At 72.6% G+C, this 26,159-nt stretch carries 20 protein-coding genes and 1 pseudogene; 9 read left to right on the forward strand and 12 right to left on the reverse strand.

Annotation, left to right across the window (positions count from 1 at the left end; translation table 11 throughout):
- The first annotated feature begins 121 nt into the window (after positions 1–121).
- Positions 122–1,444 carry an ABC transporter substrate-binding protein gene (locus V1258_RS04675; protein WP_329748570.1) on the forward strand — a complete coding sequence of 441 codons (1,323 nt, stop codon included), beginning with the start codon at positions 122–124 and terminating at the stop codon, positions 1,442–1,444.
- Positions 1,445–1,817: 373 nt separating this feature from the next.
- Here the strand turns inward: V1258_RS04675 and V1258_RS04680 are convergent, their stop codons facing one another.
- Positions 1,818–3,758 carry a family 43 glycosylhydrolase gene (locus V1258_RS04680; protein ID WP_329748571.1) on the reverse strand — a complete coding sequence of 647 codons (1,941 nt, stop codon included), beginning with the start codon at positions 3,756–3,758 and terminating at the stop codon, positions 1,818–1,820.
- Between the two features lie 246 nt (positions 3,759–4,004).
- On the opposite strand from V1258_RS04680, the gene V1258_RS04685 reads away from it, so the two are divergent.
- Positions 4,005–6,323, forward strand: coding sequence for a glycoside hydrolase (locus V1258_RS04685; RefSeq protein WP_329748572.1), 2,319 nt, complete (start codon positions 4,005–4,007; stop codon positions 6,321–6,323).
- A 142-nt stretch (positions 6,324–6,465) separates the two neighbouring features.
- Here V1258_RS04685 and V1258_RS04690 read toward each other — a convergent pair whose 3' ends face one another.
- The 6 genes from V1258_RS04690 to V1258_RS04715 form a co-directional block, all read right to left on the reverse strand.
- Positions 6,466–7,794: an alpha-galactosidase gene (locus V1258_RS04690; RefSeq protein ID WP_329748573.1), complete on the reverse strand. Its 1,329-nt coding sequence runs from the start codon at positions 7,792–7,794 to the stop codon at positions 6,466–6,468.
- Between the two features lies 1 nt (position 7,795).
- Positions 7,796–9,061: a D-arabinono-1,4-lactone oxidase gene (locus V1258_RS04695; protein WP_329748574.1), complete on the reverse strand. Its 1,266-nt coding sequence runs from the start codon at positions 9,059–9,061 to the stop codon at positions 7,796–7,798.
- Position 9,062: 1 nt separating this feature from the next.
- The gene (araA, locus tag V1258_RS04700) at positions 9,063–10,571 is read right to left on the reverse strand and encodes an L-arabinose isomerase (protein WP_329748575.1); all 1,509 of its coding nucleotides are present in this window, start codon (positions 10,569–10,571) and stop codon (positions 9,063–9,065) included.
- A gap of 5 nt (positions 10,572–10,576) precedes the next feature.
- Positions 10,577–11,332, reverse strand: coding sequence for an L-ribulose-5-phosphate 4-epimerase (locus V1258_RS04705; RefSeq protein ID WP_329748576.1), 756 nt, complete (start codon positions 11,330–11,332; stop codon positions 10,577–10,579).
- A 49-nt stretch (positions 11,333–11,381) separates the two neighbouring features.
- Positions 11,382–13,109 carry a xylulokinase gene (locus V1258_RS04710; RefSeq protein ID WP_329748577.1) on the reverse strand — a complete coding sequence of 576 codons (1,728 nt, stop codon included), beginning with the start codon at positions 13,107–13,109 and terminating at the stop codon, positions 11,382–11,384.
- Positions 13,110–13,243: 134 nt separating this feature from the next.
- The gene (locus tag V1258_RS04715; RefSeq protein ID WP_329748578.1) at positions 13,244–14,326 is read right to left on the reverse strand and encodes a LacI family DNA-binding transcriptional regulator; all 1,083 of its coding nucleotides are present in this window, start codon (positions 14,324–14,326) and stop codon (positions 13,244–13,246) included.
- Between the two features lie 394 nt (positions 14,327–14,720).
- Between V1258_RS04715 and V1258_RS04720 the strand changes: the two are divergent.
- The 4 genes and pseudogenes from V1258_RS04720 to V1258_RS04735 form a co-directional block, all read left to right on the forward strand.
- Positions 14,721–14,936: pseudogene (locus V1258_RS04720) on the forward strand (ABC transporter permease subunit); the annotation flags it as partial.
- Between the two features lie 121 nt (positions 14,937–15,057).
- Positions 15,058–16,464 carry an extracellular solute-binding protein gene (locus V1258_RS04725; protein WP_329748579.1) on the forward strand — a complete coding sequence of 469 codons (1,407 nt, stop codon included), beginning with the start codon at positions 15,058–15,060 and terminating at the stop codon, positions 16,462–16,464.
- Positions 16,465–16,489: 25 nt separating this feature from the next.
- A complete protein-coding gene (locus V1258_RS04730; protein WP_329748580.1) occupies positions 16,490–17,482 on the forward strand; it encodes a carbohydrate ABC transporter permease in 993 nt (330 codons plus the stop codon).
- Positions 17,479–18,420, forward strand: a complete 942-nt coding sequence (locus V1258_RS04735; protein WP_329748581.1) for a carbohydrate ABC transporter permease — start codon at positions 17,479–17,481, stop codon at positions 18,418–18,420. The genes V1258_RS04730 and V1258_RS04735 overlap by 4 nt, the downstream gene beginning before the upstream one ends.
- Before the next feature lie 111 nt (positions 18,421–18,531).
- Here V1258_RS04735 and V1258_RS04740 read toward each other — a convergent pair whose 3' ends face one another.
- Both V1258_RS04740 and V1258_RS04745 read right to left on the reverse strand, forming a co-directional pair.
- Complete coding sequence (locus tag V1258_RS04740) at positions 18,532–19,194, reverse strand: response regulator transcription factor (protein WP_329748643.1); 663 nt, start codon at positions 19,192–19,194, stop codon at positions 18,532–18,534.
- A 7-nt stretch (positions 19,195–19,201) separates the two neighbouring features.
- A complete protein-coding gene (locus tag V1258_RS04745; RefSeq protein WP_329748582.1) occupies positions 19,202–20,542 on the reverse strand; it encodes a sensor histidine kinase in 1,341 nt (446 codons plus the stop codon).
- Between the two features lie 153 nt (positions 20,543–20,695).
- On the opposite strand from V1258_RS04745, the gene V1258_RS04750 reads away from it, so the two are divergent.
- Together V1258_RS04750 and V1258_RS04755 are read left to right on the forward strand one after the other, a co-directional pair.
- Complete coding sequence (locus V1258_RS04750; protein ID WP_329748583.1) at positions 20,696–21,193, forward strand: hypothetical protein; 498 nt, start codon at positions 20,696–20,698, stop codon at positions 21,191–21,193.
- Positions 21,190–21,468 (forward strand): hypothetical protein, encoded by a 279-nt coding sequence (locus V1258_RS04755; RefSeq protein WP_329748584.1) that lies wholly within the window; start codon positions 21,190–21,192, stop codon positions 21,466–21,468. Before V1258_RS04750 ends, V1258_RS04755 begins: the two co-directional genes overlap by 4 nt.
- Positions 21,469–21,707: 239 nt before the next feature.
- On the opposite strand, the gene V1258_RS04760 is transcribed toward V1258_RS04755, so the two are convergent.
- From V1258_RS04760 to V1258_RS04770, 3 genes are all read right to left on the reverse strand, one after another.
- Positions 21,708–22,202 carry a dihydrofolate reductase gene (locus V1258_RS04760; RefSeq protein WP_329748644.1) on the reverse strand — a complete coding sequence of 165 codons (495 nt, stop codon included), beginning with the start codon at positions 22,200–22,202 and terminating at the stop codon, positions 21,708–21,710.
- 122 nt (positions 22,203–22,324) lie between these two features.
- The gene (locus V1258_RS04765) at positions 22,325–23,131 is read right to left on the reverse strand and encodes a thymidylate synthase (RefSeq protein WP_329748585.1); all 807 of its coding nucleotides are present in this window, start codon (positions 23,129–23,131) and stop codon (positions 22,325–22,327) included.
- The gene (locus V1258_RS04770) at positions 23,128–24,309 is read right to left on the reverse strand and encodes a LacI family DNA-binding transcriptional regulator (protein WP_329748586.1); all 1,182 of its coding nucleotides are present in this window, start codon (positions 24,307–24,309) and stop codon (positions 23,128–23,130) included. The genes V1258_RS04765 and V1258_RS04770 overlap by 4 nt, the downstream gene beginning before the upstream one ends.
- A gap of 325 nt (positions 24,310–24,634) precedes the next feature.
- Between V1258_RS04770 and arfA the strand changes: the two genes are divergently transcribed.
- Positions 24,635–26,149, forward strand: a complete 1,515-nt coding sequence (gene arfA, locus V1258_RS04775) for an arabinosylfuranosidase ArfA (RefSeq protein WP_329748587.1) — start codon at positions 24,635–24,637, stop codon at positions 26,147–26,149.
- Positions 26,150–26,159 lie beyond the last annotated feature (10 nt).

The following is a 26,159-nucleotide window of genomic DNA, read 5'->3' on the forward strand; positions in this document are numbered from 1 at the left end:
TCGAAAGTGTCCGTTCTCGGGGTGAAGGTGTCCGGAGGGAGCACGATGTCGGCACCGGCCGCCCGGGCATCGACGCCCCTGGACGCGACCGTCCTGACGCCGTGGTCACGAAGGAGACACCATGCCCGCACCCGCGCTTCCCCGCCGCCGCGACCTCGCCCTCGGGGGCACCGCCGCCGTCGGCCTCGCGCTCGCCGCCTGCGGCCCCAATGCCCAGCCCTCCGGCTCCGGATCCGGCGGGTCCGACGGGGGCGGCGACGCCGCCCTCCGGATGACCTGGTGGGGCGGCGACAAGCGCGCCGCCCTGACCCAGGAGGTCATCGACCAGTACGTCGGGGCGCTCAACGGGGTCACCATCGAGGCCGAGCCCTCGGACTTCTCCTCCTACTGGGACAAGCTCGCGACGCAGACCGCGGCGGGCAGCGCCCCGGACATCATCCAGATGGAGGAGGCCTATCTCGCCGAGTACGCCCAGCGCGGCGCCCTCCTGGACCTGTCGACCGCCGGGCTCGACACCTCCGGCTTCACCGAGGGGCTGGCCGAGGCCGGCACCGTCGGCGAGGCCGGCAAGGTCGGCGTGCGGGGCGGGTCGAACGCTCCGATCATGCTGGTCAACGCCTCCCTGTTCGAGCGCGCCGGGGTCGAGCTGCCCGACGACACCACCTGGACCTGGGACGACCAGCTCGCGATCGCCGAGGCGCTCGGCGCCGCGACCGAGGACGGCACCTTCGGCACCGGCCAGTTCGTGGTGAACCCGGTGGTGTTCCGTGCCTGGCTGCGCCAGCACGGAAAGGCGCTGTGGACCGACGGCGCCCTGGGCTTCGACACCGCCGACGCGACCGGCTTCTTCGAGCACGCCGAGCGCATGCTGTCCTCGGGCGCCGGCCCCGACGCCTCGCAGACCCAGGAGGACTACGCCGCGGGCATCGAGCAGTCGCTGTTCGCGACGGGGCGCCAGGGCATGACCGTCGCCTGGTCGAACCAGACCGTCGCCTTCACCAGCGTGCTCGAGGACGAGCTGGTCCTGATGCGCCTGCCGGCGGCGCCGGGCGATCCCGGGAACCACCAGATGTGGCTCAAGCCCGGCATGTTCTGGTCCGTCGCCGCGACGAGTGCGCACCCCGAGGCCGCCGTCGCCTTCATCAACCACTTCCTGAACGCGCCGGAGGCGGCCGAGATCCTCGGCGTCGAGCGCGGGCTGCCGCCGAACACCGAGATCCGCGAGCTGGTGAAGGGCCGCCTCGAGGGCATCGAGCTCGAGACCCTCGAGTTCGTCGACGAGATCACGCCCGAGGTCGGCGCCGATCCGGAGATCGCGCCGCAGGGCGGCTCCCAGTTCGAGTCGCTCCTGAACCGGGTCGGCGAGTCGTTCATGTTCGGCGAGATCGACGCCGCCGCGGCCGGGCAGCAGATGGTCGACGAGCTCGGGGCCGCGATCGGCTGAGCGCGGGACGCGGCGCGGCCTCGGCCGGGGTCGTCCACCTGCCCCGGCCCGGCCCGGAAACCGGCCCCGGCCCGACCCGACCTGCCCCGACCGGGCCTGGCCCGTCCTGCCCCGGCCCGGCCCCGCCCGCCGCTGTCCACCAACGGGATGTCAGCGGCACGTGCCCTGTCATATGCAGGGCGCGTGCCGCTGGGATCCCTTCGGTGGACAGCAACCCGCAGGATGGCAGGGCGGCAGGGCGGCAGGACCGCAGGCCCCCAGGACGGCAGGACGGCAGGACCGTGGGCCGGCAGGCCGGTGTGACAGCAGCCCAGCCGGCCAGCGGGCAGCCCAGCGCCGACAGGACCCAACCGGACCCGCCGTCAGGGGGCGCTCACTCCGCGACGACGGCGACCCAGCTGACCTGGATGTCCGGTGACCTCGTCGGGTGCAGGGTCAGGATGATCTCGCCGGACGACCCCGGGATGATGCCGCTGTACGCGACGGCCTCGGGGACCCCGGTGAAGAGCTGCTCCTCCTCGACCACCGTCCCGTTGAGGGTGACGCGGGCGGCTCGGTTGGCCCAGGGCCAGGGGTCGTAGTAGCCGACGTGCACGGTGAAGGAGCCCGAAGGGAGGTTCGCGAAGCGGTAGGTGAGGTCGTCGTGGTTGGTCGCGTACCGGAGCGAGCGGTCCAGGGAGTCCGTCTCGGAGCCGGCGGGCTTGGAGCGCCCCTGGTAGCCCCACACCGCCCCGGTCGCCGGGTCTGCGCCATACGGCTGATCGGCGACGGAGTTCTTCAGGGCGGGCCCCTGCGCGTGCTTGCGGAGGGCGAGGTAGTCGCTCGTCTCGGCCCCGCCGGCGTTGACCAGGTAGACCATGTGGCGGGGGACCACGAGGACCTCGCGTCGGACGGTGAGGCCCTCCGGACCGCTGAGCGTCCCGACGGCCTCGACCATCCCGGGCCGATCGAGCTGCGCCTCCCAGGTGATCTTCCGCTTCTCGGTCGTGCCGTCGGACAGTCGCAGGGTCCCGCTGCGGGGGAGCTTGTTGACCTCCCCGAGGCCGACCGCGCTCGGGAGCGCCACGTCGACGGTGTAGGCGGGCTGCAGGGGCTGGTCCTCCCAGCGCCACGAGTCCGCCCAGACGAGGGACATTTGCGTGCCCTCGCCGAACCGCAGCGGCAGCCACACATAGGGGGCGTTCTTCAGGTCCGACGGGGTCCAGCGGTCGCCCATGTACACGAAGGTGCCGCGCTCGGGGTCGACGGGGATGACGTTCGTGGACTGCGAGCGGAAGGTGTCCGAGGCGCCGTCGCCGGTCACGGGATTGCCATGGTCGGTCCAGTCGCCGAGGATCTCCGTCGCCGTGGCGTACTGGGCGGGATTCGGATTCCAGCCGGTCGCCCCGGAGGTGATCAGGTAGTAGGTCCCCTCCCGCTTGAACAGTGCCGGGGCCTCGCGATGTGCGCCGATGTAGGGACGGATGAAGTCGACGCCCTTGACCGCCCGGTCCGGGGGAGTCGCCAGATCGGTGAAGTCCTCGTCGAGCCGGGAGATGAAGAGGGAGTAGTTCTCCTCGCTCGAGTAGATGATGTACGCCGTGCCGTCGTCGTCGAGGAAGACGGTCATGTCGCGGGCCATGCCGGGGTTGTCGGGCTGCCAGTTCGGCTCGCCCTCGGGGGCATGGTGCAGGCGGTAGCTGTCGATCCAGCGGTAGGGGCCGGTGGGGGAGTCCGAGACGGCGACGCCGGCGTTCGCCTTCGCGTACTGCGCGGTCGAGGTCTCCGACGGACCGTCGGCGTGGACCCACATGACCCACGTTCCCTTCGCGGCGTTGTGGAGGACCTTGGGGCGCTCCAGGATCGCGGCCGGGATGCCGCTCCCCGCCTCGGGAACGGTGAGCAGATCGCGGACGACGGCGGACTTCTGCGCCTCCGAGTAGTCGCCGTAGAGAGCCGTGAAGTACGGGTCGGTGTCGATCTGGTCGGCGGTGGTGAGGGTGCGCAGTGCGAGGCCCTCGTCGGTCCAGGTGTAGAGGTCGCGGGAGGAGTAGACGTGCACGCCGGGTGTGGCGGCGTAGCCGTTGCTGCGGTCCTCGCCGAACCAGTAGTAGAGCGTGCCCTCGGCGTCTGCGGAGAGGACGACCTGGCCGCCGTGGGCCTGGATGACCTTCCCGTCGGTGTCGAGCCACGGCTCCCCGGGCGTGAAGGACTGCCGGGCGGAGGTGCCTTCGGCGTGGGCGAGCGACGGGGCGAGCATCGCGAGGGGTGGTGCGGCGAGAGCGGCCGCGAGGATGCTCCGTCGGCGGGGCGCGGTGGGGGGATTCGTGGGCACGGGGTACTCCTCGTCGAGTCGTGCGGGGATCGATCGGCGTCGGTGCCGGATCGTCGGGCGGTCTCGAACCGCCCTTCTCACACCCCTCGAAAGAAGGGGGGTGCGTCGACCGTAGTGGAGCCTCGACCGCTATGGAAGGGGGTGGAGCAGGTTCCCGGAACCTCTGGTCATCCGCAAACGGTTGCGCTTACGGTAAGGGGTGAAGAAAGGGCGTCGACGCGGACGCCCCGAAGAGACGAGGACGTCATGCCCACGATTCCCCTGCCCTCTCCCGCTCCGTCCAGTGAGACCCTGTACGCGCCCGCGACGCCGTCGAGGCGCACCGTCCTCGCGGCGAGCGTCGCCGCCGGTGCCGCCGGCGGCGTCGCCCTCGCGACCGCCGCGCCGAGCGCGGCCCGTGCGGAGCAGCCCCGTGCGGACCAGCCCCCTGCGGAGGCGCCCCGATACCGGCTCACCGTCGATCCCGCGACGGTGCACCAGACCCTCGAGGGCTTCGGCGCCTCCGGCTCCTGGTGGTCGCAGAAGCTCGGGAGCTGGAGCGCCTCGCGCCGCACCGCGATCGCACAGCTCCTCTTCTCGCGGACGCAGGGCATCGGTCTGTCCCAGTTCCGCTACAACATCGGCGGCGGGATCGACGACACCATCACCGATCCGTGGCGCACGGCCGAGACCTTCGCGCTCGGCGACGGGGAGTACGACTGGAGCCGCGACGAGGCGGCGCGCTGGTTCCTCCAGGCGGCGAAGCAGCGTGGCGTCGAGGACGTCATCGCCTTCGTCAACTCCCCGCCGCGGCATCTGACCCGGAACGGCCACACCTACGGCGACCCGGGGACCTCGAACCTCGCCCCGGTCGACCACGAGCCGTTCATCGCGTACCTCCTCGACGTGGTCCGGCACTTCCGCGACGAGGAGGGGATCGAGTTCCGCACCATCAGCCCGATCAACGAGCCCCAGTGGGGCTGGGACGGCCCCGGGCAGGAGGGGTGCCACTACGAGCCGGAGCAGGTGCGGGAGCTCACCGCCGCCGTGATCGAGGCCTTCGCGGCGAGCGGGATGGAGACGACCGTCTCCGCGCCGGAGTCGGGGGAGTACAAGGCGCTGTACTCGGGGGAGAAATACGCGGAGCTGCTGCTCGAGGACCCGATGATCCGCGAGGGGATCGGCGAGCTCGCCACCCACTCCTACTGGTCCACCGACGAGCAGCGGACACTCGCCGCGGAGGCCATGAGCAGGTACCCGGACGTCCGGCTGGGCACGACCGAGTGGTGCGAGATGGTCAACGGGCGGGACTACGGGATGGACTCCGCCCTGACCCTCGCGCGGACCGTCCACGCCGATCTCACCCTCGCGCAGACGACGACCTGGCAGTACTGGATCGCCGTGAGCAGGTACGACTACCGCGACGGCCTGATCTACACGGACTACGTGGAGCGGGGCGATCCCGAGACCTTCGAGGAGACCCGACGGCTGTGGGCGCTCGGGAACTACAGCCGCTTCCTGCGCCCCGGCGCGCGCCGGATCGAGCTGACCGTCGCGACCGAGTCCCGGACCGAGGGCGAGATGGCGCGGATCCCCTTCGTGATCCCCGAGGTCGCGACGGGCACGGCAGCCGGCGACCGGATCTTCCGCCTCGAGGATCCCGCCGGGGACGACGTGGGGCCCGGGACCTACACCTATCCCTCGAACCCCGTCTTCGTCCCAGGCTGCTTCGACCTCCTCTCGGTCGAGGCGACCGACGCCGGCGAGCACGTCGAGTTCGCGATCCGCCTCGGCGCCGACCTCCAGGACCCCTGGAACGGCTCGCCCGTCGGCTACGACCTCCAGAACATCGACATCTACGTCGACACCCGTGCGGAGGGCGGATTCCGCGAGCTGCTCCCGGGCAGGCGCGCCCTGGTGGCCGACGAGTTCGCCTGGGACCGCGCGATCCTCGCCTCCGGCCGGACCGACGTCATCGCCTCGGACGTCGCCGCGAAGGTGTCCGCGGAGATGCGCGAGGCTCTGTTCGTCGCGCTGACGGAGGACCAGTCGGTCGCGGGCGACACCCTCACGGTCCGCGTCCCCAAGAGCTTCCTCGGGGACCTCCAGCCCGGCTGGGCGATCCAGGTGCTCGTCACCGGCTCGGAGGGGAACATGGAGTCGGACTCCCTGCGTGTGCGGGAGGTGCTGCGGGAGGGCACCGACTGGAACTTCGGCGGGGGTTCCGACGGGCACGAGGACCCCAACATCCTCGACCTGCTCGTCCCCGTGGGGATGACGCAGGCGGAGGCGCTCTCCTGGACCCCGGCGACCCGGATCGAGGTGCTGGCCTCCGCATACCTCGATGAGGAGACCGGGAACCTGGTCGTCGTCGCCCTCAACGAGGCCGAGACCGAGCAGGAGATCGAGCTCGCCGTGCCGACCTCCTCGAAGACCCTCGTCCTGACCCCGCACCGGACGTCGGAGACCGAGTCGCTCGCGCGGGGAGCCCAGTGGCGGCTGCAGCGCGACAGCGACGGCATCGCCCGGGGGACGACGCGGCTGGCGCCCCGGTCCATCACCACCTTCACGGCGCGGTGGTCGTGAGCGGGAGGCCGACGGTGGCTGCTGTGACGAGCTGACCCCAGACCGCTGTCCACGAACGGGACGTCAGCGGCACGCGGCCTGCACTATGCAGGTCTCGTGCCGCTGGGATCCCGTCGGTGGACAGCGGCGCAGCTCGCCCGGCTCATCCGACCCGCAGCAGCACCGCCCCGTGCGGCGCGATCCGCACGTCGATCGCCGTCGAGCCCGGCGACACGCCGCGGGCGGCGTCGGACTGCACGGTCACCGGCCGCACCTCGACCGGCGCGCCCGTCCACAGCTCCCGCACCTCGCCGGTCAGCGCGGCCGGCAGGCCCACGTCCTGGCTGTCCAGCGCCACGTCCAGCTCCGTCTCGCCGACGTTGAACGCGGCGACGTAGCGCCGCCCGTCGGCGTCCTCGGCGGTCCACAGGATCAGCGGGTCCTCGCGGAACACCTCGCGGCTCGCGGTCGCGCCGGCGTGGAGGGCGAGGACGTCGGCGTTCTGCAGCAGCGCGATGGTGGCCGGGTTGGAGCTGGGCAGGTCCCCGCCCACCATCAGCGGTGACCGGGCGATTGCCCACAGGGTCATCAGCGTGACCTGCTCGTCCGGGGTCAGCAGCGAGTCGCGGGGCTCGCCGCGCTCGGCGCGGATCCCGATCCGGCCCAGCGGCAGCATGTCGCCGTCGGGCCAGCCCTCGGGCCCGGCGTGCGGGGCCCAGCGGGCGAAGCGGGCGAAGTTCGCCGCGACGTCCTCCCACCGGTCCCAGAGGTCGTCGCAGATCCGCCACATGGTGGCGTGCTCCCGCAGGTGCTCGAGGCGGGTCAGGGACAGATCGCGGCCCGGGGAGAGGCTCAGCTGCATCGACCGGCCGCAGCGCGCGATCGCCCCGGCGAAGGCCTCGATCTCGGCAGCCTGGTAGGGCCAGAGCATGTCGTCGACCTTGAGGAAGTCCACGCCCCACTCCGCGTACAGCGCGAGCACCGAGTCGTAGTAGGCGCCGGCGCCGTCGACCGTGTGGTCGAGCCCGACCATGTCCGGGTTCCACTCGCACGAGTTCTCGGGATCGGCGACGTCGGCCGCGCGCACCGCGGTGCCGAGCACGGGGGTGTTCGCGGCGACCGCCCGACGGGGGATCCCGCGCATCACGTGGATCCCGAGCTTCAGCCCCAGCGCGTGGACCTGCGCGGCGAGCGGCCCGAAGCCCTTCCCGCCCGCGGAGCTGGGGAAGCGCCCGGGATCGGGCAGCAGTCGGCCGTGCTCGTCCATGGCGAGCGGGGCGCCCTCGTTGTAGCCGTGGGAGCGGGCGGACGGGTCCGACCAGTCGATGTCGACCACCACCGTGTCCCAGCCGTGGGGCAGCAGGTGCTCGGCGAGGAAGCGGGCGTTGGCCAGCACCTCCTCTTCGGTGACGGTGGTGCCGTAGGAGTCCCAGGAGTTCCAGCCGCGGGGCGGGGCCGGCGCGGCCAGGCGGGACGGGGTCTGGGCGGTCATGTCACTCTCCGAGCATGCGGTTGACGAAGGGGCACGCGAAGACGCGCTGGGGATCGAGCCGGTCGCGCAGCGCCTGGAAGCGCGCAAGATCCGGGTACTGCTCCCGCACGGTCTCCGGGGCGAGGGCGAACACCTTGCCCCAGTGCGGGCGCGGGGCGAATGGGGCGAGGGCCGCCTCGATCTCGGGCAGCAGCGCCGCGACCTCGGCCGGCCGCTGGTGCCACGTGAAGTGCAGGCAGGCGCTGTCGCGGTGCTGGGCGGCGGAGAGCCACATCCCGTCGGCCGCGACCGTGCGGATCTCCGAGGCGTGCAGCAGCGGCCGGATCCGCTCCCCGAGCGGGATCACCGCCGCGAGCGCCGCGGCCGCATCCTCCCGGGCCACGAAGTACTCCGACTGGATCTCCTCGCCGCTGGACGGCGTGAACTCGAGCCGGAAGTGGGGCAGCCGCTCGTGCGCGGGCCCCGGCTCCCCGGTCTGGTCGGTGCAGAAGTCGGCGGGCATGCTGGGCAGCGGGTGGACGGCGCGCAGCGCCCGTCGGCCGCCGTACCAGGACTCCGGCGGCGCCGTCTCCTCGTCTGCGCGCTGCTTGACCCAGGCCTGTGCGATCGTCCCGTCCCAGTGGTGGAACAGGCTCACGCTGGTGCCGCCCGCGAGCAGCGCGGAGAGCGTCTCCTGCTCGGTCGCGACGTCGGGGAAGTCGAGATGGACGGTCTGCCGCATCGGGACGGCGGGGACCAGGTCGAGGGTCAGGTGCGTGAGGATTCCGAGCGCGCCGAGCGAGAGCACCGCCCCGTCGAAGATCTCCGGATCCCGCTCCCGGGACAGGGTGAGCAGGTCGCCGTCGGCCGTGACCAGCTCGATCGCCCGCACCCCGGCGGCGAGGGAGCGCAGGCGGTCCCCGGAGCCGTGGGTTCCGGTCGCGCTCGCGCCGCCCACCGAGATGTGCGGCAGGGAGCCCATGTTCGTGAGCGCCAGACCGGCCTCGTGCGCGGCGAGGGCGAGCTCCCCGTAGCGGACCCCGGCGGCGACCCGCGCGGTGCGGGCTGCCGTGTCGATCTCGATCTCGGCGGGCATCTGCGCGAGCGTGACCAGCGGACCGTCCGAGGCGGCGACCTCGGAGAAGGAGTGGCGGGTTCCGAGCGCCCGGAGCCGCGGGGAGCGGGCCACGAGGACGCGCAGCTCGTCGACGGTGCGCGGGGCGTGCAGCGGACCCGGCCCGTAGTCGACGGTCCCCGACCAGCTGCGCCCGGGCGCTCGGCCGGTCATCTCAGAAACCCTGGGCCAGGCGGTGGAAGACCTGGTTGGTGCGCAGATCCTGGGCGAAGGAGCGCACCGTGGTGGTCTCGTCGATGATCGCGAGCTCGATCCCGCCGATCGTGGCGAGGTCCTCCCACACCTCGAGGCCCAGCGCCGTGCTCATCACCGTGTGGTGGGCGGCGCCCGCGGTCAGCCAGCACTCGGCGGAAGTGGCGAAGTCCGGGGCCGGCTCCCACACGGCGCACGCGACCGGCAGCTGCGGCAGCTCCTCGTCGGGCTCGACGACCTCGACGACGTTCGCGACCAGGCGGAAGCGCTCGCGCATGTCGGAGAGGGCGACGACGACGGCGGGGCCGGCATCGGCCGAGAACTTCAGCCGCACCGGATCCTCGCGGTCCCCGATCCCCAGCGGGTGGATCTCGAGCGACGGCGTGCTGGTGGTGAGCGTGGGGGAGACCTCGAGCATGTGCGCGCCGAGGATCTTCTCCTTCCCCGGCGTCATCTCGTAGGTGTAGTCCTCCATGAGCGAGGCGCCGCCCGGCAGGCCGTACCCCATGACGTTCGCGACGCGGACCAGGATCGCGGTCTTCCAGTCGCCCTCGGCGCCGAAGCCGTAGCCGTCGGCCATGAGGCGCTGCACGGCGAGGCCCGGCAGCTGGCGCAGCCCGCCGAGGTCCTCGAAGTTCGTGGTGAACGCGCCGAAGCCGCCGTCCTCGAGAAAGCGGCGCAGGCCCAGCTCCTGGCGGGCGCCGTAGCGCAGCGACCCGTGGCGCTCGCCGCCGCGGCGCAGCTCGGGCACCACGTCGTAGAGCAGCTCGTACTCGGCGACCAGCTCATCGATCGCGCTGTCCTCGATCGCGTCGACGACGGCGACCAGCTCGTTGACGCCCCAGGTGTTCACGGAGACGCCGAGCCGCAGCTCGGCCTCGGTCTTGTCGCCCTCGGTGACGGCGACGTTGCGCATGTTGTCGCCGAAGCGGGCGAGCTTCAGGGAGTGCATCTCGGCCCAACCGGTCGCGGCACGGGCCCAGCGGCCGATCTTCCCCTGCACCACCTGGTCCGAGGCGTGGCCGACCACGGTCTTGCGGTCCACGCCGAGGCGCGTGGCGATGTACCCGAACTCGCGGTCGCCGTGCGCGGCCTGGTTGAGGTTCATGAAGTCCATGTCGATCGTGGACCAGGGCAGGGCGACGTTCGCCTGGGTGTGCAGGTGCAGCAGCGGGGTCTGCAGGGCGTCGAGGCCCTGGATCCACATCTTCGCGGGGGAGAAGGTGTGCATCCAGGTGATCACGCCGACGCAGGCCGGGTCCGCGTTGGCGGCCAGGGCGATCTCCCGGATCGCGTCGCGGTCGGTCAGCACCGGCTTCCAGACGATCCGCACCGGGATGTCGGACGCGGCGTCGAGGGTCTCGGCGATCCCGCGGGACTGCGCCGCGACCTGCTCGAGCGTCTCGGGGCCGTACAGCCCCTGGCTGCCGGTGAGGAACCAGATCTCGCGGGTCTCGAAGGGGTTCTGCATGGGGCTCAGGCCTCCTGGCTGGGCTGGTCGGCGGCGTCCGCGGCGGGCTGGCCGTAGACGTTCTGGTAACGGTCGAAGAGGGAATCGACGTGGCCCTGCGCGATCGGCAGCGGCTCGCCGAGCTGGCGAGAGACGTGCACGGTGCGCGCCACCTCCTCGCACATCACGGCGGCCTTCACCGCGTCGCGGGCGTCCTTGCCGATGGTGAACGGGCCGTGGTTCTGCATCAGCACGGCCCGCGAGCGGGAGTCGCGGAGGGTCTCCACGATGCCGCGGCCGATCGAGTCGTCGCCGATGATCGCGAAGGGGCCCACGGGGATCGGGCCGCCGAACTCGTCCGCCATCATCGTCAGCACGCAGGGGATCTCCTCGCCGCGCGCCGCCCAGGCGGTCGCGTACGTCGAGTGGGTGTGCACGACCCCGCCCACGTGGTCGAGATGCGCGTACACGTAGGCGTGGGCGTCGGTGTCCGAGGAGGGGACCAGGACGGCCGGGGTGCCGTCCTCGATCTTCTTCCCGTCGAGGGTGCAGACCACCATCGCGTCCGCGGAGAGGTCGTCGTAGGAGACGCCCGAGGGCTTGATGACCATCAGGCCCGGCACGTCGGGGTCGACCGCGGGCACCCGCTCGGAGACGTTGCCGGCGGTCCACACGACGAGCCCGTTGCGGGGCAGCTCGGCGTGCAGCGCGGCGACGCGCTCGCGGGTCTCGGCCACCGCGCGCTGGGTGGCGCGGGGCAGGTCGGCGAGGACGAGGGTCATGGGGTTCCTTCCGGAGGGGTGATGCGGCCGACGGGGCGGGCCGACCAGGTCAGTCGAGGAGCTCGCCCGCGAGGCGCTCGACGGGGAGGGCGGCGCGGTAGCCGGCCAGCCAGGTGGCATGCCCGGCGGAGCCCGCGGGATCGGGGTCGAGGGTGCTCAGCTCCTGATCGGCGAAGACGACGTCGGAGAGATAGGCGCTGAGCGCCCGGCCGGCGCCCGAGCCGGCGGGGCGGCCCGCGTCGGCGGTGGCGCCGGGACCGGCGTCAGCGCTGGTCGTGACGTCGACGGCGGTGTCCCCGTCGGCCGTGCGGGCGGTGTGCGCGGCGAGCAGCGCCATGCCCCACGCGCCGCCCTCCCCGGCGGACTCGCCGAGGGCGACCGGGGTGCCGAGCGCGTCGGCGAGCACCTGCTGGGCGATGCCGCGCGTGCGGAAGATGCCGCCGTGGGCGTACATGACGTCGAGGTGCACGCCCTCGTCCTGCAGCAGCGCCTCCATGCCGACGGCGAGGGCGCCGAACGCCCCGTACAGCTGCGCGCGCAGGAAGTTCTCGAGGGTGAAGCGCGCGGACTGCTCGCGGACCACGAGCGGCCGACCGGAGGCGACGCCCGTCTGGTGCTCGCCCGAGACGTAGTTGTAGGTGAGGATCCCGCCGGCGTCGGCATCCCCCGCGGCGCCGGCGCCGAAGAGGGTCGCGTAGAGGTCCTCCGGGGACTGCGGGGCGCCGATCAGCTCCGCGAACTGGGAGAACAGCCCCAGCCAGGCGTCGAGATCGGTGGTGCAGTTGTTGGTGTGGATCATCGCGACGGGGTCGCCGGCCGGCGTCGTGACCAGGTCGATCTCCTCGCGCGGCCCGGACAGCGGACCCTCCAGGACGACCATCGCGAAGGCGCTCGTGCCCGCCGAGACGTTGCCGGTGCGCGGTTCGACGGCCTGCGTCGCGACCATGCCGGTGCCGGCATCGCCCTCCGGGGGAGCGGTGATCGCCCCGGGCTGCAGGGTGCTGCTCGGGTCGAGCAGGGCGGCGCCCTCGGCGGTGAGCCGGCCTGCGTCCTGCCCGGCGACGAGCACCTCCGGGAGCAGGTCCGGCAGCGACCAGGGCACCTCGGCGACCGCGTCGAGGGCGGCGAAGCGCTCGAGGAGCTCGGGGTCGAAGGCGTCGCCCGACGCGGCGATCGGGAACATGCCGCTCGCATCGCCGACGCCGAGCACCCGGCGCCCGGTGAGGCGCCAGTGCACGTAGCCCGCGAGGGTGGTGAGGTGTGCGAGGCGCTGGACGTGCTCCTCGCCCTGCTGCACCGCGTGGAGGAGGTGGGAGACGCTCCAGCGCAGCGGGATGTTCTGGCCGAGGGTCTCGCTGAGCAGCGCCGACGCCTCGGTGGTGAAGGTGTTGCGCCAGGTGCGGAACTCGGCGAGCTGCTCGCCGGTGGCGTCGAAGGCCAGGTAGCCGTGCATCATCGCGGAGATCCCGAGGCCGCGCAGGGAGGTCAGCTCCACGGCGTGCCGCTCGCGCACTTCGCGGGCGAGATCGGCGAAGCAGTCGGCGATCCCCGCCCACACGGAGTCCAGCGAGTAGGTCCAGGTCTCGCCGACCAGCTCGTTCTCCCAGGCGTGGGAGCCGGTGGCCAGCACGGCGCCGGTCTCGTCGATCAGGGCGGCCTTGATGCGGGTCGAGCCCAGCTCGAGGCCCAGCAGGGCGTGACCGGCGGAGATGGTCTCGGCGGGGGTGCCCGGCGCGGCGGGGGTGGGGTCGGTCGGGGACACGTCGGCGTGCGTCATGCGCCCATCCCATCAGGTCCGGCCGGGCGATGTCAACGTTCACATTCTGGGTGGGCGGGATGGGGCGAGGTGGGTTGAAGGGCGGAGGGCGGGCGGGGCGTCGGGTGATGCTGCGCGGGGCCCGGCACCCGCCGTCAGTGCGTGCGCTCGGGCCGCGTCGAGCGGCGCACCACGAGGCGCGGCGGCAGGGTCGTCGTCCCGTGCGGCGCGGGATCGGCGCCGTCGAGCACCTCGAGCAGCCTGTGCAGCGCAAGGCGCCCGAGCTCGGCGAAGGGCTGTGAGACCGTGGTCAGCGACGGGATCAGGTACTCCGCCCCGACCGTGTCGTCGTAGCCGACGACGGCCACGTCCTGCGGCACCCGCACCCCGTGCTCGTCGAGCGCGTGGAGGGCACCGATCGCCATCATGTCGTTCGCGGCGAAGATCGCGTCTGGCAGGCCGGAGGCGAGGAGTCCGCAGGTCAGCTCGTAGCCCGAGCGGGGAGTCCAGTCGCCGGGGGCGGTGGTCGTCCCGGCGATCCCGAGCTCCTCGACGGCCTGCTCGAAGCCGTGGAGGCGGGCGCGGGCGTCGAACCAGTCCGCCGGTCCGGGCAGGTGAGCGACCGTCCGCACGCCGGTCCGCGCGAGGTGGTGGACGACCTCGCGCGCGCCCCGGTGCTGGTCGACGCCCACGACGTCGACGCCCGGGGCCGACGTCGGCTGCGCCGAGACCGCGACCACCGGGATCGAGGCGGCCGCCGCGGCGACCACCGGCAGCATCCCCTCGTGCGCGGCGACGACGAGGATCCCGTCGACCCCGGAGCCGATGAGGCTCGCGCCCGCTGAGGCGTCGGCCGCTCGGGGCGCCCCGTCGGCCGTCCCGCGACGCGCGCCGTCGGCCGCCCCTGCCGTCGCGTCGGCGGCGGTCCCGACCGTCGTGAGCAGCACCGAGTAGCCGGCCTCGCGCGCGGCGGTCTCGATCGCGGTCGCCGTCTCCGCGGGGCCGAACAGCGAGGATCCGTCCGTGAGCAGGCCGATCAGCGAGGAGCGGGTCGTCTTCAGGGCGCGCGCCGCACGGTTCGGGGTGTAGCCGAGGTCGTCGATCGCCCGCTGCACCCGGTCGCGGGTCTCCGGGCGCACGATCCCCGGCTCGTTGAGCACGCGTGAGACCGTCTGATACGAGACGCCCGAGCGCGCGGCGACATCCGCCATCGAAGGGCGTCGCGTCGTGGGTGCCATGAGCGGTCCTTGGTCGTCGTAGGGGAGAAGGTGCTGGTGGGAGGGGGGAGGCGGGGTCAGGGGCGGAGACGCGTGGCCGGTGTGAGGAACGGCCTCGCCGGATCGGAGGGGCCGAGATCGCGGAGCCCGGGGAGGCGATCCCGCCGGGCTTCGTTGTCGATGCATGACCCCCCTGGTAGACCGCTGAAGGTCCCGGCCGCGCTTCCATGTGAACGTTAGCATCGTGCATCTCGCCCGCCTCAGACTGCAGTCGTCGGACACGAGGCGCATGACCCGGGCCCGACGGGCCCACCGCTCCACCGACGACCCGTCGGCCGCGACGGCACGGACGCCGCCTGGCCGCACGTCACCCCGGAGCACCGCGAGGAACACCGTGACGACGTCGTACACACGCCAGCGCACGATCTTTGGCCGGCACATCTACGCGATGGGCGGCAACCTGCAGGCCGCGAAGCTCTCCGGCGCGAACATCAAGCGCGTGAACATGCTCCTGTTCGTGAACATGGGCCTGCTCTCCGCGGTCGCGGGCAACGTCTATTCGGCCCGCTCCAACAGCGCGCAGCCGGGCGCCGGCATCATGTTCGAGCTCGACGCGATCGCCGCAGTCTGGGACCTCGGTGTGTTGACCGCCACTTTGCAACGATGTAAATTCTGGGTCAGCAGACGGACGACGATCGGATGCCCCCGCGCCGCAGAGGTTGCGAGGTCCCGACCACGAAGAGGTGGACCGCATGACGCCGACATTCCCACGCCCCGGGACCCCAGCCCCGGGCTCGATCCCCATCCCGGGCGGCACCACCGCCGGGTCCAGCCCCACCCGGCCCAGCCCTGCCGGCCCCACCCGCCGCACCCTCCTCAAGGGCCTCGGCGGGATCGGTGCCCTGGGCGCGGCCGGCAGCCTCGCGGCCTGCTCCGGCGCGAGCGCCCGCGGCACTGAGGACATCGCCTACTGGCACCTGCTCTCCGGTCCGGACGGCGTCACCATGAGCGAGCTGATCGACGGCTACATGGCCACCGACGGCGCCGCCCGCGTGCAGCAGACCGTGCTCGGCTGGGGCGCCCCGTACTACACGAAGCTCGCGATGGCCTCGGCGGGCGGCCGCGCCCCCGACCTCGCGGTCATGCACGCCGCGCGCGTCCCCGGCTACGCCCCGGGCGGCCTGCTCGACGAGTGGGACCTCGACCTGCTCGGCGAGTTCGGCGTCCACCAGGAGGACTTCCCGGAGCTGATCTGGGAGAAGATGGTCGTGGACGGCAAGCTGACCTGCATCGCGCTCGACTCGCACCCGTTCGTCCTCTACTACAACACCGAGATCGCCGAGGCGGCGGGGGTGCTCGGCAGCGACGGCCTGCTGCTGCCCACCGACACCCCCGAGGACTTCCGCGCCCTCGCCCTCGAGCTCGGGGCGAAGGCCCCCAGCGGCTACGGGCTCAGCTGGGGTTATCTCGGCGACGGCTCCAACCAGTGGCGCATGTTCTCGACCTACTACACGCAGCTAGGCGGAACGATCGACCTGCCCGTCGGCGGCACCATGGGCTACCAGGAGGAGCTGGTCGTCGAGGCGATCGAGTGGATCCTCTCCCTGATCGACGGCGAGGTCGGCAACCCCGGCCACGACGGCGGCACCGCCATCTCCGAGTTCGCCACCGGCGGCAGCGGCGCGTTCTACGGCGGCGTCTGGGAGACCGGCAGCTACAAGAACGAGGGGCTGCCCTTCGACATGACGGTGATCCCCGGGGTCTTCGGCGAGCCGACGGCCTACGCCGACTCCCACTCGTTCGTGCTCCCGCACCAGAGTTCTCCGGATCCCGAGCGGCGCCGGGCCGTCCACGGCCTCGTCGCCCACCTGCTCAAGAGCTCTCTCGCCTGGGCCGGCGCGGGCCACATCCCCGCCTACACCCCGGTGATCGAGGACCCCGGCTATGCGGACCTCGTCCCGCAGTCCCACTACGCCGACGCGATCGACCACCTGGTCTACGACCCGCCCGCCTGGTTCACCGGCTCGGGCAGCGACTTCCACACCTACTTCGGCAACGACATGCAGAACGTGTGGGCGCGGCGCACCGACCCGCTCGAGGGCTGGAACGCCTTCGTCGCCCGCATCAACGACCTGCTCGCCAAGCCGAGCCCGATGTGACCGGCCCCGTCGAAGGAGACGAGAGATGACCACCGCCGACGGCCTGACCGCTCCCAGCGGTCCCCGCGCCGCCCAGCCCGCACACACCGCCCAGCCCCCGTCGGCCGCCGCCGACGGAGCCGACCGCGCCGAGGGCCGACGCCGACGCCGCCGCGCCGAGAACCTGCGCGGCTGGATCTACTGCCTGCCGTTCCTCGCCGCGTTCGGCCTCTTCCTCATCTGGCCCACGATCTACGGCCTGTGGATGAGCTTCACCGGCACCAGCCTGGCCGGCACCAACACCGGCTTCGTCGGCCTCGCCAACTGGACCGAGGCGCTCAGCGATCCGAACGTGTGGACCTCGCTCGGCAACACGGCCTGGTTCACGGTCCTGTCCACCATCCCGCTCGTGCTCATCGCCATGGGTCTCGCGATCCTGGTGAACATCGGCCTGCCCGGCCAGTGGTTCTGGCGGCTCGCATTCTTCCTGCCGTTCCTGCTGGCCTCGACCGTCGTGTCGAAGTTCTGGAACTGGATGTACAACCCGCAGCTGGGCCTCGTGAACACGGTGCTGGGCTGGTTCGGGATCACCGGCCCCGCGTGGTTGCAGGATCCGAACACCGCGATGATCGCCGTCGTGATGACGACCGTGTGGTGGACGATCGGCTTCAACTTCCTGCTGTACCTCGCCGCGCTGCAGAACATCCCCGACCAGCTCTACGAGGCGGCCTCGCTCGACGGCGCCGGGCGCTGGCGGACGTTCCTCTCCATCACCCTGCCGCAGCTCGCCCCGACCACGGTGCTGGTGCTCGTGCTGCAGCTGCTCGCCTCGCTCAAGGTCTTCGACCAGATCTACCAGATGACCGGTGGCGGCCCCGGCGGCTCGACCCGTCCGGTGCTGCTGTACATCTACGAGGTCGGCTTCACCGGCTACCGGCTGGGCTACGCCTCGGCGATCTCCTACATCTTCTTCTTCCTGATCATCGCGATCTCCATCGCGTACATGGTCATCTCGAGCCGACGGAGCGTGAAGGCATGAGCGCCGCGAACCCCACCAGTCCCACGGCCGACGCCGCCGTCGGCTCCCGCGACGGCTCGACCGGGGGCGCGAGCGCCCGCCCGGGTGCGGCCGACGGGGTCCGCCGCCGACGCCGGACCGACCCGGCGCGCGTGGTCGCCTTCGTCATCCTCGCGATCCTCGCCCTGCTCTGGCTCGTGCCCGTGCTGTGGGCGGCGCTGACCTCGTTCAAGACCGAGGCCGAGGCCGCCGCGATGCCGGTGACGATCATCCCCGAGAACGGCTTCACCCTCGAGGCCTACATCACCGTGCTGACCTCGGGCCAGGTGCCGCGGTGGGCGTGGAACAGCCTGATCACCTCGACGGCGGTCACGATCATCACCGTGGTCATCTCGGCCCTGGCCGGCTATGCGCTCAGCCGCATGGACTTCGCGGGGCGGAAGGCGATCATCGCCCTCATCGTCGGCTCGATCATGATCCCCGGCCAGATCCTCATCGTCCCGCTGTTCCACCTCATGCTGGGGCTGAACCTCGTGGACACCTACTGGGGGATCATCCTGCCGCAGGTGGTCGCGGCCCCGATGGTGTTCATCCTGATGAAGTTCTTCGACCAGATCCCGCGGGAGCTCGAGGAGGCCGCGCTGATGGACGGCGCGAGCCGGCTGAAGATCCTGCTCAGCATCGTGCTACCGCTATCCCGGCCGATCCTCGGCGCCGTGTCGATCTTCGTGTTCATCGGCGCGTGGAACAACTTCCTGTGGCCGTTCATCGTGGTCAACGACGCGAGCCTGATGACCCTGCCCACCGGTCTGCAGACCGTGATCAGCGCCTACGGCATCCAGTACGCGCAGAACATGGCTCAGGCGATGCTCGCGGCGCTGCCGCTGATCGTGGTGTTCCTGTTCTTCCAGCGGCAGATCATCAAGGGCATCTCGACGACGGGCATCGCCGGAGCCTGACCACTCTCCCGGCGGTTACCGCACGGTAGCGGCGTCTGAGGGAGCATGTTCGCCGCCACATGCTCCCTCAGGCGCCGTCACCCGTGGTGATGAGCCGGCGCGCCGTGGCCGCTAGGGCCTGCCGGGGCGGACGAGCCCCGACTCGTAGGCGAGGACCACCAGCTGCGAGCGGTCGCGGGCGGCGAGCTTCGCGAGCAGCCGGCTGACGTAGGTGCGGGCGGTGGCCGGGCTGAGGTGCAGGCTCCTGCCGATCTCGGCGTTGGACTCGCCGCGACCGATCCGCGCCAGGACCTCCCGCTCGCGGTCGGTGAGCGCTGCGATCAGGTCGGGCCGCGTCCCGCCGGCGAGGCCCTCCGCGAGGGCGCCCAGCACCGTGGTGGTGACCGCGGGCGAGACGAGGGCGTCCCCGGCGGACACGCTCCGGATCGCCCGGCGCAGGTCCTCGGGGGCGATGTCCTTCAGCAGGTAGCCGGCGGAGCCCGCGCGGATCGCGGCGAGCACGTCCTCGTCATCGTCGAAGGTGGTCAGGACCACGACCTTCACCCCGGCCAGATCGGGGTCGGCCACGATCTCCGCCGTCGCGGAGATCCCGTCGCGCCGGGGCATGCGGATGTCCATGAGCACCACGTCGGGCCGTTCGGCGCGCACGACGCGCAGCCCGGCCTCGCCGTCGGCTGCCTCGCCGACCACGCGGATGTCGCCGTCGTGCTGGGCGAGGGTGCGCAGGCCGGTGCGCACCAGCTCCTGATCGTCGACCAGCACCACGCGGATCATGGGCACCTCACTGGAGTCTCGTGGGAAGGGACGCCTCGACGACGAAGCCGCCGTCGGGGGAGGGGCCGGCCGTGAGCGTCCCGCCCAGCAGCCGCACCCGCTCGGTCATGCCGACGAGGCCGTGCCCGCCCGACGTCGGCCCGCCCGACGTCGGTGCTTGCCCGCCCGACGCCGTCGCGCCCTCGTCGGCCACCGGCGCGCTGTCGCCGGCTGCCGGAGTGCCTCCGTCGGCGGCCGAGCGACCGGCGCCGTCGTCGGCGATCCGCAGGTGCAGCCGGCCGTCGCGGATCTGCGCACGGACCGTGGCGCGGTCGGTTCCGGCATGGCGCAGCACGTTGGTCAGCGACTCCTGGACCACCCGGAACGCGGCGGTGTCGACCGGACCGGGGAGGTCGGCGGGTTCGACCTCGACGTCGAGGGCGACGGCGAGGCCGGCGGCCCCCGCCTCGGCCGCGAGCTCGGGCAGGGCGACGAGCGACTGCGGCCCGCGCCCCGCGGAGACCTGCTCCGGGGCGGGACCCCCGTCGGACGGGACGCCCCCGCCGGAGTGCCCCTCGGGGGATCGCAGCAGCCGGACCATGACGCGCAGCTCCCGCAGCGAGCGACCGGCCGCATCCCGGATCCGCGCGAAGGCCTCGCGCGCCTCCTCGTCCCGCGCGCCCACCGCCTCGCCGCCCGCCCCGGCGTGGAGCGAGATGACCGAGAGGGTGTGGCCGACGGTGTCGTGCAGATCCCGCGAGATCCGCTCCCGCTCGGACTGGATCCGCAGGTCCGCCTCGCGGGCCAGCTGGGCCGCGGTGAGCCGGGCGATCTCCGCCTGCTGCCGCTCCCGCAGCCGCCGCGTGCGCAGCCCGTCGCCGAGCGCGATCGCCGCCGCGAACAGCGCCACGTTGGTGACCGACTCGTAGCCGAGCACCACGCCGATCGACTCCCCGCCCTCGAGCAGCCGGAACGCCGTGGAGACCAGCAGCGAGACCGCCGCCGCACCGACTGCCCAGCGCCACCTCCCCGCCTCCGCCGCGGAGAACAGCGCCGCGAGGATCGGGACGGCCACGCCGATCGGCGGATAGTCGCGCGTGTAGTACGCGAACATCGCGAGCACGCTCAGTACGAGCACGGTGCGCGGCATCGAGCGGCGCAGCAGGAGCAGCGCGCCGAACCCCGCGGCGAAGAGGATCGCGAGAGCGTCCGCCGGGCGGGCGCCGCGATCGTTCGTCAGGATCACCAGGGTCAGCGCGAGGGCGACGAGCACGGCGAGCAGCAGGTCCACGGCGCGCGGTGGCAGCCGCCGACGGCGCCGCCCGGCCGGGGGCGGGGCCGCGGACGGCCCCGACATCGTCTCGCTCACGCTTTCCAGACTACGGGGGCTGCCCGGACCGGAACCCCGACCCCGGGCCGCGGCGAGGTCGCCTCCCGACGACCTCGGGTGTCGCCTGCACGCGACCCCGGGAACGCGCGAGGGCCGATGTGCACCGGGGCCGACGATCCCTAGCGTGCCGGTATGACCTCGCAGAACCTGTCCACCCGTCCGTCCTCCGCCCCGCCCCGTCGGTCCTGGCCGGGCCTACCCTGGCTCGCCGTCGTGGGTCTCGCGCTGCTCGCGGTGCCGCGGGTGGTGCTGCACGACCTGGACCTGATCCACGAGGGCACCTTCGTGAACCTGCTGTTCGTGGTGGTCCCGCCGCTGGTGTGGATCCTCGTCGTGCTACTCGCCCGGGTGCCGCGGCCCTTCCTGACGGTGCTCACGATCGGCGCCGTGCACGGCGTGCTCCTCGCGCTCACCCATCAGCTGCTGTGGGGCGCCGCCTTCCCGGGCGGCAGCCCGCGGCTCGGCGGGAACCTCGCCGGCCTCGACCCGCTGCTGCAGGAGGTGCTGGTCCGTGCCGCCGCGGTGATGTCGAGCCTGGTCACGGGGCTGGTGGTGGGCGTCGTGGTGGGGCTCGTCGCGGCGCTGCTCGCGCGGGTCGCCGGCAGCGCGCGGGCGGTGTCGGCCCGGTGAGCGGGGAGGGGCCGACGGGCCCGACGGGCGCCCCGAGCCCGTGGCGGCTCCTCGGCGCGGGGCTGCTCGGGGCCGTCGGCGGGTTGCTCGCGGCGCTGATCCTCACGGATCTGCTGGCGGCCGCGGTCGTGCGCGGCGGTGAGGTGCCACTGGGTGTGCTGGTGCTGTCCGCGGTGGGCCTGCCGCTCGGCGCCGTGGCCGGGGCGGTGCTCGGGGCGCTGCTGGCATGGCGCGCGGCGGGCCGCGGCGAGGACCCCGACGCGGGCGAAGGCTGACGCGGGCGCAGCCTGACGCGCCGACCAGGCCCACCAGCCCCTCCTCAGCCCGCGCCAGTCCGTTACCGGCGGGTAGCGGCGGCTGAGGGAGCATGTTCGCCGCACGATGCTCCCTCAGGCGCCGTGGAGTCGGTCGGGTCGGGGCGCGGCGGGGGGGGCGGGGCGTGGCGGGGGCGTGGCCGGGGGTCGGGCGAGGCGTGGGGTGCGGGGTGCGGGGTGGGGCTTGAGGTGGGGACTGCTCAGCGCAGGTAGGTGACGACCCGGAAGCGCAGCCCGTCGGCCGACTCGTGCCAGCCCCCCGCGGGATCCGTCCCGGCCAGGCGGAAGTCGGCGGGGATCGCGGGGGCGAGGGTGTCGCCGGCGACCTCGAGGTCGATCTCGGTGACCACCAGGACCTCCGCCACCTCCATCGCCGCGGCGTAGATCGTGCCGCCGCCGATCACCCAGGTGGTCACCCCGGGGCCGGCCTCGCCCGCCGCGAGCTCGAGCGCCTCGGGCAGCGAGCGGGCGCGCACGGCGCCGGGCAACTCGAGGTCGTCGTCGCGGGTGATGACGATGTTGGTGCGTCCGGGCAGGGGGCGGAAGCGCGGGGGGAAGGACTCCCAGGTGCGGCGCCCCATGACGACGGGGCTGCCGGAGGTGGTGCGGCGGAAGTGCTTCAGGTCCTCCGGCAGGTGCCAGGGCATCGTGCCGCCGGCGCCGATCACGCCGCCGCGGGCCTGCGCCCAGATCATCCCGATCCCGGGCACCTCGGTCGCGGCGGAGTCGGCCGTGCCGGCCCCGTCGGCCGCACTCACCCCTGCGGCCGCACCGGCCCTGTGGCCGGCGTCCACCGCACCGACCCCGTCGGCCGCACTCACACCGCCACCGGTGCCTTGATCCCCGGATGGTGCTGGTAGCCCACGATCTCGATGTCCTCGAGCTCGTACTCGAGGATCGAGGCGGGCCGACGGTTCAGCCGCAGCGTCGGGTACGGGAACGGCTCCCGCGCGAGCTGCCGCTCCACCTGCTCGACGTGGTTGTCGTAGATGTGGCAGTCCCCGCCGGTCCACACGAAGTCGCCGACCTCGAGGTCCGTCTGCTGCGCGACCATGTGGGTCAGCAGCGCGTAACTCGCGATGTTGAACGGGACGCCGAGGAACAGGTCGGCGCTGCGCTGGTACAGCTGGCAGGACAGCTTCCCGTCATGCACCTCGAACTGGAACAGGGCGTGGCAGGGGGCGAGCGCCATGGCGGGGATGTCGGCCGGGTTCCAGGCGGAGACGATCAGGCGCCGCGAGTCGGGGTTCGTGCGGATCTGCTCGACGACGTCGGTGATCTGGTCGATTACGCCGCCGTCGGGCGTGGGCCAGGAGCGCCACTGCGCCCCGTAGACCGGGCCGAGGTCGCCGTCCTCGTCGGCCCACTCGTCCCAGATGGTCACCCCGCGCTCCTGCAGCCAGCGCACGTTGGTGTCGCCGCGCAGGAACCACAGCAGCTCCAGGAACACCGACCGGGTGTGCACGCGCTTGGTGGTCAGCAGCGGGAAGCCGTGCGAGAGGTCATAGCGGATCTGCCGACCGAACAGGCTGCGCGTGCCGGTCCCGGTCCGGTCGCCCTTCGCGGCGCCGGTCTCGAGCACCTCGCGCAACAGGTCCTCGTAGGGGGTGGGGATGGTGGTCACCGGGGGAGCTCCTCGAGGTCGACGGCGGACGGGTCGGGGGCGGTTGTCTCGGAGTCGGGCCGGTCGGAGACGATCGGGTCGACGGAGGTCGGCTCGGAGGTGGTCTGCGCGCGGCGGCCGACGGCGGTCGAGTCGCGCGTGACCAGCGTGTAGGGCACGTCCACGGTCCGGGGCGGGCCGTCGTAGCCCGCGATCCGCTCGGCGATCAGGTCGAGCACGGTGGCGGCGAGCTGCTGCTTGTCGGGGGAGATGGTGGACAGCGACGGGGAGGTGAAGGGGGCGTCGGGGGTGTCGTCGTAGCCGATCACGGCGACGTCGTCCGGCACCCGACGGCCCAGGCGGCGCAGCCTGGCGAGCACGCCGATCGCGAGGTCGTCGTTCGCGCACACCACCCCGTCGACGTCCGGCATGCGCTCGAGGAGCGCCGCCATCCCGACGAAGCCATCCTGGCGATGCCAGTCCCGCACCTCCTGCAGCACGGCGGAGGCGGGGTCCATGCCGTGCTCGCGCAGGGCCCGCTTGAAGCCGGCACGGCGCAGCGTACCCGAGCTGTGCGGCTGCTCCCCGTGGGGCGAGGTGATCGCGCCGAGGAAGCCGAGCCGTGTGCGGCCCTGCGCGATGAGGTGCGACGTCGCGTCGAAGGAGGCCGCCTCGTTGTCGATGCGCACGTAGTCCGACCCACGCGGCAGCGCCTCCGGCAGGTGCTCGCCGATGAAAACGGTGGGCTGGCTGGTGTGATCCATGCGCGCCAGCTCCTCCTCCCACAGGTGCAGCGGGTTGAAGATGACGCCGTCGCCGAGCACGCGCTCGAAGCCCTGCAGCACGGTGCGCTCCGCCTCGGGGCCGCCCTCCGTGGTGTGCACGATGATCGTCAGCCGCCGCCGCTGGGCCGCCTCGATGAACTCCTGCGCGATGTCGGAGAAGTAGGTGAAGGTCAGCGACGGCAGCGCGAGCGTGATCATCCCCGACGACCCGGTGCGCAGCTGCTGCGCGGCGACCTGCGGGCGGTAGCCCACCTGCGCGATGGCGGCCTGCACCCGCTCGCGGGTCTCGGGCTTCACGTGCGGGTAGTCGTTGACGACGTTCGAGACCGTCTTGATCGACACCCCGGCCAGCTCGGCGACGTCGCGCAGCCGCGGCGGGCGGTGCCGACCGGTCGGCGGGGCGGGGGGAGTCATGGCGATGATTCTCGCACCGACGGGGGAGCGGTGGCGGGCGCCGGGCCGAGGTCACGTCGCGCGGCGGGGTGCGGCGCCCGAAACCCCCGCAGACTTGGGGGAATTCGGCCCGAATAAGCCCAAGTCTGTGGGGGTTCTCGCCGCGGGGGTCGGGGGACGAGGGGAGAATGTCCGTTGACTCGCCGCCCGCCCTGTGACAGGCTTGTTTGCAACGTTGTAGAACTTGGACTGCAGCGTCTACTCAGCAGCGCCCACACCGCTCAGCCCCGCCCGGCCCGGTCCGTCGCATCGTCGCGACCCGGCCCCGCCCCGAAGGATCCTCACTGTGGCCTCGACCCTCGCCCTCACCCTGAACCCCGCCTTCCGCGTCGCCCCCGTGCGCCGCCGCACCTTCGGCGCCTTCGTCGAGCACCTCGGCCGGTGCGTCTACACCGGCATCTTAGAACCGGAGCACCCGAGCGCCGACGAGGACGGCTTCCGCACCGACGTCCTCGCCCTCACCCGCGAGCTCGGCGTGAGCTCCGTGCGCTACCCGGGCGGCAACTTCGTCTCCGGCTACCGCTGGGAGGACGGCGTCGGCCCGGTCGAGGAGCGCCCCGCCCGCCACGACCTCGCCTGGCACTCCACCGAGCCGAACACCGTGGGCCTCGACGAGTTCATGGCCTGGGCGAAGAAGGCCGAGGTCGAGCCGATGTACGCCGTGAACCTCGGCACCCGCGGCATCGAGGAGGCCCTCGACGTCCTGCAGTACGCGAACGCCCCCACCGGCATCGCCCTGTCCGACCAGCGCGCCGCGAACGGCCACGAGGAGCCCTACGGCATCCGGATGTGGTGCCTCGGCAACGAGATGGACGGCCCCTGGCAGGCCGGTCACAAGACCGCGGAGGAGTACGCCCGCATCGCCACCGAGGCGGCCCGACTGATGAAGCAGGAGGATCCGGAGCTCGAGCTCATCGCGTGCGGCTCCTCCAGTTCCTCCATGGAGACCTTCGCGGCCTGGGAGAACACCGTCCTCACGGAGTCCTATGACCTCGTCGACATGATCTCCGCCCACGCCTACTACTCGGAGAAGGACGGCGACCAGGCCTCCTTCCTCGCGTCGGCCGACGACATGGACCACTTCATCGACTCCGTCGTCGCGACCGCGGATCACGTGCGCGCGAAGCTCAAGCGCGAGAAGCGGATCATGATCAGCTTCGACGAGTGGAACATCTGGTACCAGCACCGCGCCGAGTCCCGCCCGCCGAGCGGCGATGACTGGCCCGTCGCTCCGGTGCTGCTCGAGGACACCTACAACGCGATGGACGCGGTGGTCTTCGGCAACCTGCTGATCTCCCTGCTGCGCCACAGCGACCGCGTCGCCTCCGCCTCCCTCGCCCAGCTGGTCAACGTGATCGCCCCGATCATGACCGCCCCCGGCGGTGACGCCTGGAAGCAGACCACCTTCCATCCCTTCGCCCTCACTTCCGCGCACGCCCGCGGCGAGGTGCTCGACGTCCGCCTGGACTCGCCGCGCTTCGAGAACGCCCGCTTCGGCAGCAGCGCCTCCGGCGACGCCGTCGCCACCTGGGACGAGGAGTCCGGTGCGCTCAGCGTGTTCGTCGTGAACCGCGGGGCCGACGAGGAGCTCGCCCTCGACGCCGACCTCTCCTCCTTTGGCGACCTCGAGCTGGTCGAGGCCGTCACCCTGCACCACGAGGACCCCTACGCCGCCAACACTCAGGACGCCCCGGAGACCGTGGTCCCCGCGGCGAACGATTCGATCGCGCTCGAGGACGGCCGGCTCGTCGGCTCCCTCCCTGCGATCTCCTGGTCCCTCGTCCGCCTCGCCCGCCGCTGACCCGTCGGCC

Origin of the sequence: Brachybacterium sp. J153 (genome assembly GCF_036311905.1) — a bacterium.
Taxonomy (GTDB): Bacteria; Actinomycetota; Actinomycetes; order Actinomycetales; family Dermabacteraceae; genus Brachybacterium.

Bases quoted from the DNA above. Each gene is read 5' to 3' on its own strand.
- V1258_RS04735 (WP_329748581.1), top strand. From the start codon at position 17,479: ATGAGCGCCGCGAACCCCACCAGTCCCACGGCCGACGCCGCCGTCGGC.
- V1258_RS04690 (WP_329748573.1), bottom strand. From the start codon at position 7,794: ATGACCGCCCAGACCCCGTCCCGCCTGGCCGCGCCGGCCCCGCCCCGC.
- V1258_RS04730 (WP_329748580.1), top strand. From the start codon at position 16,490: ATGACCACCGCCGACGGCCTGACCGCTCCCAGCGGTCCCCGCGCCGCC.
- V1258_RS04685 (WP_329748572.1), top strand. From the start codon at position 4,005: ATGCCCACGATTCCCCTGCCCTCTCCCGCTCCGTCCAGTGAGACCCTG.
- V1258_RS04695 (WP_329748574.1), bottom strand. From the start codon at position 9,061: ATGACCGGCCGAGCGCCCGGGCGCAGCTGGTCGGGGACCGTCGACTAC.
- V1258_RS04760 (WP_329748644.1), bottom strand. From the start codon at position 22,202: ATGATCTGGGCGCAGGCCCGCGGCGGCGTGATCGGCGCCGGCGGCACG.
- V1258_RS04710 (WP_329748577.1), bottom strand. From the start codon at position 13,109: ATGACGCACGCCGACGTGTCCCCGACCGACCCCACCCCCGCCGCGCCG.
- araA (WP_329748575.1), bottom strand. From the start codon at position 10,571: ATGCAGAACCCCTTCGAGACCCGCGAGATCTGGTTCCTCACCGGCAGC.
- V1258_RS04675 (WP_329748570.1), top strand. From the start codon at position 122: ATGCCCGCACCCGCGCTTCCCCGCCGCCGCGACCTCGCCCTCGGGGGC.
- V1258_RS04715 (WP_329748578.1), bottom strand. From the start codon at position 14,326: ATGGCACCCACGACGCGACGCCCTTCGATGGCGGATGTCGCCGCGCGC.
- V1258_RS04740 (WP_329748643.1), bottom strand. From the start codon at position 19,194: ATGATCCGCGTGGTGCTGGTCGACGATCAGGAGCTGGTGCGCACCGGC.
- V1258_RS04750 (WP_329748583.1), top strand. From the start codon at position 20,696: ATGACCTCGCAGAACCTGTCCACCCGTCCGTCCTCCGCCCCGCCCCGT.
- V1258_RS04770 (WP_329748586.1), bottom strand. From the start codon at position 24,309: ATGACTCCCCCCGCCCCGCCGACCGGTCGGCACCGCCCGCCGCGGCTG.
- V1258_RS04705 (WP_329748576.1), bottom strand. From the start codon at position 11,332: ATGACCCTCGTCCTCGCCGACCTGCCCCGCGCCACCCAGCGCGCGGTG.
- V1258_RS04725 (WP_329748579.1), top strand. From the start codon at position 15,058: ATGACGCCGACATTCCCACGCCCCGGGACCCCAGCCCCGGGCTCGATC.